Below are 11742 nucleotides of genomic sequence, written 5' to 3'. Positions count from 1 at the left end.
CGAGTAGTAGTGCAATCAGTCGAGTCCACCGTCGAGGCGGCAACCCAAGTTTTGGCGGCCCGCTTCGGAGGCTCACCCGAACTCAGCGATCCCCAGGACCTGGGTGGGAGTGGCTCCTCGACCGTACTCCGCTGTCGGATTTCCGCCGACCCGTTCCTGCAGGAACGCACGGTGGTAATCAAGCAATTGCCGCCGGAAAGCGAAGGGAATGCGGCCGCCGCCAACTCCGGCAACGGCGGATCCGGCGATGGCTCCACCGAGGGCTCCACCGCCCCTACGGAGTTCGGTCCCGATGCTTTGGGCATGCTCCGCGAGGTTGTGGCTTACCAGTACACCAACACACTGGCGGAGACCGTGCGACCCGGCCCGGTACTGCTGGCTTATGACATCGACCAGCGTCTGCTGATCCTGTCGGATGCGGGTGATGGCACGAGCTTTACCGACGTGCTGACCCTGCAGGACTCCAAGTCTCGGATCGGAGCCCTGCGCAAGCTAGGCCGTTCGCTGGGTAAGATGCACGCCGCTACGTTCGGGGGTGCGCAGTCATACTCCACCTTGATGCGCCGTCAGTGCCAGCGCCACCAGATCAGCCCCGGCGCTATTGAAGAATCAGACATCAACGTCGGTGAGCTCATCCAATCCGGCGTGGACCTCATGATTTCCAACGGGCTGACCATCGACCCGGTGGTTCAGCGCTACGCTACCAACGCCGCGGAGCGCCAGAGCAAGTCCGAGTATCTGGTCTTCACTCCCTTCGACCTAGCGCCCGACAACGTAATGCTCACCGATAGCGTCGTGCTGCTGGACTACGAGTGGGCGGGCTTCCGCGACGCTGCTTTTGACGTCGCTTGCGTTGTGGCGGGCTTCCCGCAGGATAATTCCACCCCGGGTTTGGATGAGCCGGAGACCACGGAGTTCCTTGCCGCATGGCGGGCGGAGGCACAGCAAATCTGGCCGGCGATCGCCGACGACGAAGTCTTCCACGATTGGGTCATGTCCGCCCTGATCGGCTGGGCTTTCTTGTCGCTGATCATGATGTACTACGGTCGGCTTTCCGTAACCAAGCACTCTTCGTTCGTCTTCGGCGAAGTGTCGGATAACCAGGAGGTAACCCGCTCGATCCGCCACATGTCGGAGGAGCAGCTTGAAGATTTGGCTACGACGGTGGAAGCCATCGAGCGCTACTCCCGCCGTCGCGACTCCCAGGACTTCGCGGCCATCGGTGGTTTCGCCCGGGTTTTGTTGAAGGTGTTGTCGCAGCTGGGAGCCTTTCCGCACGAGCGCGTAGAGTAGCGCCTGCTGATTAAGCCTATGGACGATCTGTTTTCCCAAGGTCAGCAGGGCAGTGGCGCCGCTGCGGCAAATGGAACCGACGGAGACGCCGCTGAGGCGTACTTTCACCCCGGCTCCCACGCGCCGCTGGCCGTCCGTATGCGCCCCCGCAGCCTCGATGAGGTAGTGGGCCAGGACAAGGTTCTCGGCCCCGGCTCGCCACTGCGCCGTCTGATCGATGGCCACGGAGATACCTCCGTCATCCTCTACGGTCCACCTGGCACCGGCAAGACCACCATCGCGAGCCTGATCTCCCAGGCTTCCGGTCGCCGTTTCGAGGCCTTAAGCGCCCTGAACTCTGGCGTAAAAGAAGTCCGTGCGATCATCGAACAAGCCCGCAAGCGCCTGGTCTTGGGCGAACACACCGTCTTATTCATCGACGAGGTGCACCGTTTTTCAAAGACCCAGCAGGACGCACTCCTCTCCGCAGTCGAAAACCGCACCGTCCTATTGGTCGCCGCCACCACCGAGAATCCTTCGTTCTCTGTGGTGTCGCCACTATTGTCGCGGTCGTTGCTTGTCCAACTGTCCTCTCTTAGTGACGCCGACATCCGCACCGTACTGCAGCGCGCCCTCGACGACGAGCGCGGCTACGCTGGCCGTCTGCGGGTGACCTCCGAGGCGATGGATCAGCTCGTCGCCATGGCGGCCGGGGATGCCCGCCGTAGTCTGACGTATCTGGAGGCCGCGGCCGAGGGAGTCGAGCCGGATGGGGAGAACGGCGTGGCGGAGCTGGTGGCGTCACAAGTAAAAAAGTCCCTCAACAAGGCAGTGGCGCGGTACGACCGCGACGGCGACCAGCACTACGACATCACCAGTGCCTTCATTAAATCCATCCGTGGTTCGGATCCGGACGCCGCGCTGCACTACCTAGCCCGCATGCTGGAAGGCGGCGAAGATCCGCGCTTCATCGCCCGCAGACTGGTTATCCATGCCAGCGAGGACATCGGCATGGCCGACCCGCAGGCGCTGCAGGTGGCGGTGGCGGCATATCACGCGGTGAGCTTCATCGGCATGCCGGAGGCACGGCTCAACCTGGCGCAGGCCACGATCCACCTGGCGACCGCGCCGAAGTCCAACGGGGTGATCGCAGCCATCAACTCTGCCATCGGGGACGTGCAGGCAGGCAAGGGCGGGACAGTACCGGCTCACTTGCGCGACGGCCACTACCAGGGGGCGAAGGCACTCGGCAACGCGGTGGGATACGTCTATCCGCACGACGACCCCAAGGGCGTGGTGCCGCAGCAGTACCTGCCGGACGATCTGAAGGACGCGGTGTACTACCAGCCGACAACCCACGGCCACGAAAAGACCATTGCTGCGCGCTTGAGTAGCCTTAGGGCTATCGTTCGCTCCTTCTTAACCCGGGGGTAGAATGTACGCATTCCATTTACAGTCGACATAGAACTCTACGAGGTAAAGCCACCGTGCAAACGCATGAGATCCGCCAGCGCTTCATCGAGCACTTCACCAAGGCCGGGCACACCGAGGTACCCAGCGCATCGCTGATCCTGGACGACCCGAACCTTCTGTTCGTGAACGCCGGCATGGTTCCGTTCAAGCCCTACTTCCTGGGCCAGCAGAACCCACCGTTTGAAAACGGCACGGCGACCTCCATCCAGAAGTGCGTGCGCACCCTGGACATTGACGAGGTCGGCATCACCACCCGCCACAACACTTTCTTTCAGATGGCGGGAAACTTCTCCTTCGGCGCTTACTTCAAGGAAGGTGCGATCACGCACGCCTGGACGCTGCTGACCGATCCGGTGGAAGAAGGCGGACTGGGCCTGGACCCGGAGCGCCTGTGGGTTACAGTTTTTACCGACGACGACGAAGCGGCGGAGATCTGGAACAAGAAGATCGGCGTGCCCGAGCACAAGATCCAACGCCTCGGCATGGAGGATAACTACTGGTCCATGGGCATTCCCGGCCCGTGTGGTCCCTGCTCGGAGATCTACTACGACCGCGGCCCGGAGCACGGCCAGGAGGGCGGCCCGATCGTCGATGACACCCGCTACATCGAGATCTGGAACCTCGTTTTCATGGAGAACGAGCGCGGCGAGGGGCTGGGCAAAGGCAACTTCGAGATCGTCGGCAAGCTGCCGAAGAAGAACATCGATACCGGCCTGGGCATCGAGCGCGTCGCCTGCATCCTGCAAGACGTGGACAACGTGTACGAGACCGACCTGCTGCGCCCCGTCATCGACGTGGCCCAGGAGGTCACCGGCGCCAAGTACGGCGCCGACCAGGCAAACGACGTACGCTTCCGCGTGATCGCCGACCACTCCCGCACCGGTCTGATGCTGATGCTGGACGGCGTGACCCCCGGCAACGAGGGGCGCGGCTACATCCTGCGCCGCCTGCTGCGCCGTATCATCCGCTCCGCCCGCCTGCTGGGTGCAACGGGGGAGACCCTGGAGAAGTTCATGGACACCGTGCGCGAGACCATGACGCCCTCCTACCCGGAAATCGCCGAGAACTACGAGCGCATTCGCGCCGTAGCTCTGGCAGAGGAGAAGTCCTTCCTGAAGACCCTGGAATCCGGATCCCAGATGTTCGACAACTGGGCCCACGGTGCCAAGGAGCGCGGCGAGGATACCGTCCCGGGCGACGTTGCTTTCTCCCTGCACGACACCCATGGCTTCCCGATCGATTTGACCCAGGAGATGGCCGCCGAGGCCGGCCTGAAGGTGGAAATCGACGGCTTCCACGACCTGATGGCGGAGCAGAAGGCCCGCGCCAAGGCCGATAACAACGCCAAGAAGCTGGGCCACGTGGATCAGACGATCTACCGCCCGTTCGTGGACAACCAGCCGACCGTGTTCACCGGCTACGAGAACCTGGCCGACGAGGGCTCCGTGCTGGGCATCATCCGCGACGGTGCGCTGGTGGAAACTGCTAGCGAGGGCGCGGCCGTCCAGGTGATTCTGGACCGCACCCCGTTCTATGCAGAGGCCGGTGGCCAGATGGCCGATCGCGGCGAGATGACCACCACCTCGGGCTCCGCCCGTGTGGAGGACGTGCAGAAGGTCGGCAAGAAGGTCTGGGTACACCACGTGACCGTGAGCGGCGGCGAGCTGGCCGTGGGCCAAAAGGTACAGGCAACGGTGGACAAGGCGTGGCGCCACCAGGCTCGCCAGGCGCACTCCGGCACGCACCTGATTCACGCCGCCCTGCGCGAGGTGCTGGGGCCAACAGCCGTGCAGGCCGGCTCCATGAACAAGCCGGGCTACCTGCGCTTCGACTTCAACTACGGCGAGCAGCTGACCGAAAACCAGCTGAACCAGATCGAGGAGATCGCCAACGGCGCGGTGGATAGCGACTACCAGGTGAATACCATCGAGACCTCCCTGGAGGAGGCCAAGGCGATGGGCGCTATGGCCCTGTTCGGCGAGAATTACGGTTCCGAGGTGCGCGTCGTGGAGATCGGCGGCCCGTTCTCCATGGAGCTGTGCGGCGGTATCCACGTGGAGCACTCTTCCCAGGTCGGCCCGATCTCAGTGCTCGGCGAGTCCTCCGTCGGCTCCGGCGTGCGCCGCATCGAGGCCTACACGGGCATGGATTCCTTCCGCTTCCTGAGTACCGAGAAGTCTCTGGTGGCTGGCCTGGCAACCAGCCTGAAGACCCCGAGCGAGGAACTACCGGAGCGCATCGACGCGCTCACCGCCAAACTGAAGGCCGCCGAGAAGCAGATCCAGCAGCTGCGTGCGCAGCAGCTGCAGGGGCAGGTCGGCCAGCTGGTGGAGAAGGCCGAAACTATCGGCGAGGTCAAGGTTCTGGCCGAGCGGCTGCCCGAAGGTGTGGCCGCCGGTGACCTGCGCACCCTGGCCATGGATGCGAAGAACCGCCTGGGCTCCGAACCCGCCGTCGTGGTCTTTGCTTCCGTAGACGGCGAGAAGGTACCTTTCGTCGCCGCTGCAAACGACGCTGCTGTGGACAAGGGCATTAAGGCCGGCGAGCTCGTCAAGGCCTTCGGGGAGAAGGTTTCTGGTCGCGGTGGCGGTAAGCCGGCCATGGCGCAGGGCTCTGGTTCGGACGCCGCCGGCATCCCCGCCGGCATCGAAGCCGTCAAGAGCGCACTGCGCGGATAGTCGCGCGGGGAGTTTTCGCTGATGCAGACCGAGAAGCCAGATCCAGCCACCGACCCCGGCCGCGGGCGGAGGCTCGGCCTCGACGTAGGCACCGTGCGCATTGGAGTGGCGATCTCGGACCCGGACTGCATCCTCGCCACACCCGTGGAGACCGTTCAGGCCACCGCGGACGACGCGGATGTACAGCGTGTGGCGGAGATCTGCCGGGAGAATTTCGTGGTGGAGATTGTGGTGGGCCTACCGGTTGCACTGCGCGGAAACCATACACAAAGCACCCTGAATGCAGAGGAATTTGCGCGGCTGGTTAAAGAGGAATTGCCGGATATTCCACTGCGCATGGTGGACGAAAGAATGTCTACGATGGCCGCTACGCAGGCTTTTCACGCCTCCGGCGTCAATAGTAAAAAAGGCAGAAAGAAGATCGACCAGGCCGCAGCAGTACATATTCTGCAGGGGTGGTTAGACACGCGGCGGCGCGCGCTTTCCTAAAATTTACCAATTCGTGAGAAAATGACGGGCGACGCTTAACGTTGTTGGGCTCAGCTTGTATTTGACGTTAAAGAGCAAACCCAAGAGTTTAACCCTGTACGAAAGGCCACACTGACCTATGGGACCGACCCGCAATATGCAGCCGAAGTTTAGACGGCGCCGTCAGCTTGCCGCCGCGCTGGCTCTCGCTCTGGTCGTCCTCCTGATCGGTACATGTGCCTACGTCTGGTACCAGCGCGACGTTGTGGCTGTGCGTGACTATGAGGGTGAGGGCAATGGCAACGTCGTCATGGTTCGCGTAAGCCCCGGTGACTCTGTGGATAGCTTGTCGGAGCAGCTGGTGGAAAAGGACGTCGTGGGTTCCCGCCGAGCGCTGATGTCCGCTGCGGAGCGCAAGGAACCGGAGCTGCAGGCAGGCTACTACCCACTGCAAGAGCAGATGTCCGCCGACAAGGCCCTGGAGTGGCTGTCTAGCGATGAACGCCGCCGGGGCGTGGTTGACATTCCGAATGGCCTGACTCTCCATGACGTCCAGGTGGTAGATGGAGATAACCGCAAGGGTATCTTCACGTTGGTCTCCGAGCAGACCTGCCAGGACGAACAAAACTGTGTGTCCGTCGAGGACCTGCAGAAAGCGGCGGCGCAGACCCCGCCGGAGCAGCTAGAGATCGCTGACTGGGCTTTGGATAAGGTGAACGCGCGCGGCGATGATCCGAAGCGCATCGAGGGCTTGATTTCCCCCGGCGTGCACCTCTTCGACCCGACCAGCAGCCCGGAAGAAATTCTCAAGACTCTGCTGAAGACCTCCAAGGAGCAGTACGAAAACACCGGCTTGTTGTCTTCCGCAGAAAAGGTTGGCTTAAGCCCCTACGACATGCTGGTGGCGGCATCTCTGGTGGAGCGCGAGGCTCCGGAAGGCGACTTCGACAAGGTCGCCCGCGTGATCCTGAACCGCCTGCACGAGAACCAGAAGTTGGAGTTCGACTCGACGGTCAACTACGACCTGAGCGAAGTTGAGGTCGCCACCACCGACGAGGATCGTAGGCGGTCGACCCCGTGGAATACCTACGCCAAGGAGGGCCTGCCGGAAACTCCGATTTCCTCGCCTGGCCTACAGGCTCTGCACGCAATCGAGAACCCGGCCGAGGGCGACTGGCTGTACTTCGTTACGGTGGACAAGGACGGTCGAACGGTCTTCAACCGCGATTTCGATGCCCACGAACGGGCTATTGAGGAATCCCGCCGCAACGGTGTGTTGGATTCGAACCGCTAGCTAGCCAGAACTAGCCGAGACTCAAGAGCAATCTTCATAAGCAAAGGGTGAATTTGTATGTCCGCCGCAGGCCACGTGCTGTCGGTAGATGAGTTCTTGGAGATGCCCGGCATGCGCTGCGCGGTGCTGGGCAACCCGATCGAGCACTCACTGTCCCCACAGCTGCACAGCGCTGGTTATCGAGCGCTGGGGCTAGACATGGATTACTACCGTGTGGAAGCGGGAGAGTCTCGTGACATCCGCCGACTGCTAAGCGAGTCTGGCGATCAGGTCCGCGGCTTCTCCGTGACTATGCCCGGCAAGCAGGCTGCCTTGGAATTGGCAGATTTGGCGACCAACCGGGCTCAGGAGATCGGCTCCGCGAACACTCTGGTGCCGCAGGGCGACGGCAAGTGGTTGGCCGACAATACCGACGTGGATGGTGTGGCTCGTTGCTTGGAGCACCTATACGGCGGGGACACGTCTGCGCTCGAAGGCGCCCGCGCGGTAATCGTTGGTAACGGTGGAACTGCTCGCCCGGCAGTGGCGGCGCTGGCTGCCGCCGGGGTCACCGAAGTGACTGTACTTGCTCGATCGGAGCGCGCCCTGAACCTACAAGCCGTGGTGGAGACGATGGGCATGGAGTTCTCCTGGGCTCGTTTTGAAGAAGCCGACATTGCCGGGACGTGCACCGGCGCAGCCGCCGTGATTTCTACAATTCCAGCCCATGCCGCCGAGGAACTGGCTGAGGGACTGTGTTCCGCATCAGGCATCGTGGACGTTATCTACGATCCATATCCAACGCCCCTGCTTTCCTCAGCCACAGCGAAATCGATTCCGCACGCTGACGGCCTGCGCATGTTGGCAGGCCAGGCTGAGGAACAGTTCCGCCTGTTCACCGGCCATTCAGCCCCAAAGGGTCTGATGCTCGATACCGTGCTGCGTGCCAAGGGGCAAGCCTAGATCCTCGCCCCTGTGGATAACTTTCCGCTCTCCACAGTCCGGACTTTCTCGAAGCCTCGTGCACGGGGGTCTGTCCGCGCGCCTGGCTAACCTTCCGAAGCGTGAATGCAACCCCGTTTCTTTCCTGGTGGCCGCTGTTACCTTTCCTGCCGTGGGCTATCGCCCTTTTTCTTATTGACGCCCGCACCTCCCGCTTGCCGAACTATCTGACCCTTCCCGCCATACCCGCTGCTGGGCTCGTGCCCTTAGCTATGCCGGGCGCAAACCACTGGGCTCTGCTCGGCGGGGTGGCCTGGTGGGCGGTGGCCTTTGGGCTTCCGCTGCTGCACCCCCGGCTGATAGCGGGTGGCGGGGATGCGAAGCTCGCGCTCACGACGGGAACACTGGCCGCAATTGTCGCTCCGTTCGGCACCGTTGCTGCGCTGGGTTTGAGCGGTGTGATGCACTGTTTCCTTCGCGGAGGGCAAAGAGCAGACGCCGACAGGGCCAGCCCCCACGGCCCGGCGATGTTGGTGGCGACGGGGGCAGTGGTGGCGGCGTCATTAATCTTCCGTTAATAATCCGGGACGTCATTGAAGCTCAGGCTGCATTTGGCCTGTATCATGCTCTTTATGCTTCGTTGGACTACTGCAGGTGAATCGCACGGCCAGGCCCTCATTTCGATGATCGAGAACCTCCCGGCCGGTTTGTCGGTAACTCGGGAAGACGTTTCTTATCAGCTGGCTCGCCGCCGTCTGGGCTATGGTCGCGGGGCGCGTATGAAGTTCGAGGCCGACGAAGTGACCTTCGTCGGCGGCGTGCGCCACGGCAAGACCCTCGGCAGCCCGGTGGCTGTGATGATCGGCAACACCGAGTGGCCGAAGTGGACCACGATCATGTCCGCCGACCCGATCGACGAGTCGGATCCGGAGGTTGCCAAAGAGATGGCCAGCGGCCGCGGTGCGAAGCTGACCCGTCCGCGACCCGGCCACGCCGATTTCTCTGGCATGGTGAAGTACGACCACGATGAGGCACGCCCGATTCTGGAGCGTTCCTCTGCCCGCGAGACCGCCGCCCGCGTGGCCGCCGGAACTTTTGCTCGCGCCCTGCTGCGCGAGGTGCTGGGTGTGGAGGTGCTCTCGCACGTCATCAGTATCGGCCGCTCGGAGCCCTATGAGGGACCGAGCCCGGAATTTAGCGATCTGGAAGGCATCGACGCCTCGCCGGTGCGCGCCTTCGATTCCGCAGCGGAAGAGTCCATGATCGACGAAATCAAGGCCGCGAAGAAGTCCGGCGATACCCTCGGCGGCATCGTCGAGGTCGTAGTTAAGGGCCTGCCGATCGGCCTGGGCTCCCACGTCTCCGGCGACGAGCGCCTGGATGCCCAACTGGCCGCCGCCCTCATGGGCATTCAGGCGATCAAGGGCGTGGAGATCGGCGATGGCTTCGAGGAAGCTCGCCGCCGCGGCTCCGAGGCTCATGACGAGATGGAGGCGGCTGCCGACGGTGGCGTACACCGCCTGAGCAACCGCGCAGGTGGACTGGAAGGCGGCATGACCAACGGCGAGGAGCTGCGCGTCCGCGCCGCCATGAAGCCGATCAGCACAGTCCCGCGCGCACTGAAGACCGTGGACATGGCTACCGGTGAGGCCGCTACGGGCATTCACCAACGTTCCGACGTGTGCGCCGTGCCGGCTGCCGGCGTGGTGGCCGAAACCATGGTCGCCCTGGTACTGGCCCGTGCCGTGTTGAAGAAGTTCGGTGGCGACTCCGTGGAGGAAACCAAGCGCAACGTGCAGTCCTACCTGGAGTACGTAGATACCCGCCTCGACTGGTCCGCTGAGGCCAACGACGTGGCCGACGGGGAAGTGGCGGACGGAGAAATCCGATGAGCCCTCGCGCCGTGCTGGTGGGGCTCCCTGGCTCCGGGAAGACAACCATCGGTAAGCGTTTGGCCAATGCGCTGAACCTGCAGCTCGTGGATACCGACCACATGCTCGAGAAAAAGCTCGGTAAAACCTGCAACCAAATCATGGGCGAGCTCGGGGAGCCAGCTTTCCGCGAGCAGGAGGCCATCGTAGTGGCAGAAGCACTGCAGACTGACGGGATCGTCTCCCTCGGCGGCGGGGCAGTGGTGACCGAAAGCACTCGGGAATTACTCGCTGAGCACACGGTGGTGTACCTCAACGTTTCCATCGATGAGGGCGTACGGCGCACGTCCGGATCGAACACCCGCCCGCTGCTGAACGTAGCTGACCCGCGTGGCAAGTACGCGCAGCTTTTCGCGCAGCGCTCTGCGTTCTACGAGGAAGTTTCCAACTTCATGGTGCGCTGCGACGGCAAGGAGCCCCGCCGTGTGGTTACCGACATACTGTCTTTCATCGAAGAGGTGCGCCTGGAACGCCTCACCGAGCGCGACGCATCCCACCAGATCCGGCCCCAGTAGTCCCGCGCTAACAGTCAGAACTCAACTAAGGATTCTCTCACCATGACCAACTCACATTCCGCAGACTTCAAGCAGCAACGCATTAGGGTTGCCTCCCAGTCGCCCTACGAGGTGGTCATTGACCGGGGCATTGACTTTGCTACTGAAGAGATCCTGAAGGCCGCAGGTGCTACCGCCAACTACCTGATCATTCACCAGCCCGCCCTAGCAGACCGTGCTGCCGAGCTGTCCAAGCGCCTTTCCGCGGCCGGCTATGCCGCACACACCCACCAGATCGATGACGCCGAATCGGCGAAAACTGCCCAGTCCGCCGCCGAGTGCTGGGATGTCTGTGCACAAGTTGGCCTGACCCGCGCCGATACGATCATCGGTTTGGGCGGCGGCGCCGCTACCGACCTCGCTGGCTTCATCGCTGCCACCTGGATGCGCGGCATTAAGGTAGTACATTATCCCACCACCTTGCTGGCCATGGTGGACGCTGCGGTCGGTGGCAAGACCGGCATCAACACGCCCGCTGGCAAGAACCTGGTCGGGTCTTTCCACGAGCCTAGCGCGGTCATTGTTGACCTGGAGGTTTTGGAGACGCTGCCGGAAGCCGAGATGATCGCCGGTTCGGCGGAGATTGTTAAAGCCGGCTTCATTGCCGATACCGAGATCTTGGACATCTACGAAGCAGATCCTCAGGCGGCACTGGACCCGCACGGCAGCCTGCCGGAATTGATCGCCCGCGCAATTCAGGTGAAGGCTGATGTGGTGGCGGTAGATCTGAAGGAATCCAGCCTGCGCGAGATCCTTAACTACGGTCACACTTACGGCCACGCGGTTGAGCATTACGAGAACTACCGCTGGCGCCATGGCCAGGCGGTGGCTGTGGGCATGATTTTCGAGGCGGAACTGGCCAAGGCAGCTGGGCTTTTGAGCGAGGCGGACGTTCGGCGTCACCGCGATATCCTTAATTCTGTAGGCTTGGCGACCAGCTACGACGGCGCTGAGTTGGACGAGCTGCTGGCGGCGATGGGCCGCGACAAGAAAAACAAGGGCGGGAAGATCCGCTTCGTGGTGCTTGAGCAGATCGGCAAGCCCACCCGTCTGGAAGGGCCTAGCGAGGAGCTGCTGCGCGCGGCGTACGCCGCTAGCGTGGAAGCTTAACGGGGCGACGCCTAACCTGCGATATCTAACCTGCGATACCT

Annotated in this window: 10 protein-coding genes; all 10 read left to right on the top strand. The window is 62.7% G+C overall.

Going from position 1 to position 11742, the window contains the following annotated elements:
- Positions 1-9: 9 nt before the first annotated feature.
- On the top strand, positions 10-1293 hold the full coding sequence (locus CJEIK_RS05390; RefSeq protein WP_005294919.1) for a phosphotransferase: 1284 nt from the start codon (positions 10-12) through the stop codon (positions 1291-1293).
- Positions 1294-1311: 18 nt separating this feature from the next.
- The gene (locus CJEIK_RS05385) at positions 1312-2706 is read left to right on the top strand and encodes a replication-associated recombination protein A (RefSeq protein WP_005294916.1); all 1395 of its coding nucleotides are present in this window, start codon (positions 1312-1314) and stop codon (positions 2704-2706) included.
- A gap of 53 nt (positions 2707-2759) precedes the next feature.
- Entirely contained in the window at positions 2760-5423 is a 2664-nt protein-coding gene (alaS, locus tag CJEIK_RS05380; RefSeq protein ID WP_005294914.1) for an alanine--tRNA ligase, read from the top strand.
- 21 nt (positions 5424-5444) lie between these two features.
- Positions 5445-5912: a Holliday junction resolvase RuvX gene (gene ruvX / locus CJEIK_RS05375; protein WP_005294912.1), complete on the top strand. Its 468-nt coding sequence runs from the start codon at positions 5445-5447 to the stop codon at positions 5910-5912.
- Positions 5913-6048: 136 nt separating this feature from the next.
- Positions 6049-7185 carry an endolytic transglycosylase MltG gene (gene mltG / locus CJEIK_RS05370; protein ID WP_005294909.1) on the top strand — a complete coding sequence of 379 codons (1137 nt, stop codon included), beginning with the start codon at positions 6049-6051 and terminating at the stop codon, positions 7183-7185.
- A 57-nt stretch (positions 7186-7242) separates the two neighbouring features.
- The gene (locus tag CJEIK_RS05365; protein ID WP_005294906.1) at positions 7243-8127 is read left to right on the top strand and encodes a shikimate dehydrogenase; all 885 of its coding nucleotides are present in this window, start codon (positions 7243-7245) and stop codon (positions 8125-8127) included.
- Positions 8128-8228: 101 nt separating this feature from the next.
- The gene (locus CJEIK_RS05360; RefSeq protein ID WP_005294903.1) at positions 8229-8684 is read left to right on the top strand and encodes a prepilin peptidase; all 456 of its coding nucleotides are present in this window, start codon (positions 8229-8231) and stop codon (positions 8682-8684) included.
- Between the two features lie 54 nt (positions 8685-8738).
- Complete coding sequence (aroC, locus tag CJEIK_RS05355; RefSeq protein ID WP_034965062.1) at positions 8739-9998, top strand: chorismate synthase; 1260 nt, start codon at positions 8739-8741, stop codon at positions 9996-9998.
- Positions 9995-10552 carry a shikimate kinase gene (locus tag CJEIK_RS05350; protein ID WP_005294899.1) on the top strand — a complete coding sequence of 186 codons (558 nt, stop codon included), beginning with the start codon at positions 9995-9997 and terminating at the stop codon, positions 10550-10552. The genes aroC and CJEIK_RS05350 overlap by 4 nt, the downstream gene beginning before the upstream one ends.
- 42 nt (positions 10553-10594) lie before the next feature.
- The gene (gene aroB, locus CJEIK_RS05345) at positions 10595-11701 is read left to right on the top strand and encodes a 3-dehydroquinate synthase (RefSeq protein WP_005294897.1); all 1107 of its coding nucleotides are present in this window, start codon (positions 10595-10597) and stop codon (positions 11699-11701) included.
- The last annotated feature ends 41 nt before the right edge of the window (positions 11702-11742 follow it).

The organism is Corynebacterium jeikeium (genome assembly GCF_028609885.1).
GTDB lineage: Bacteria > Actinomycetota > Actinomycetes > Mycobacteriales > Mycobacteriaceae > Corynebacterium > Corynebacterium jeikeium.
This window is presented reverse-complemented; position numbering and strand designations above follow the sequence as displayed.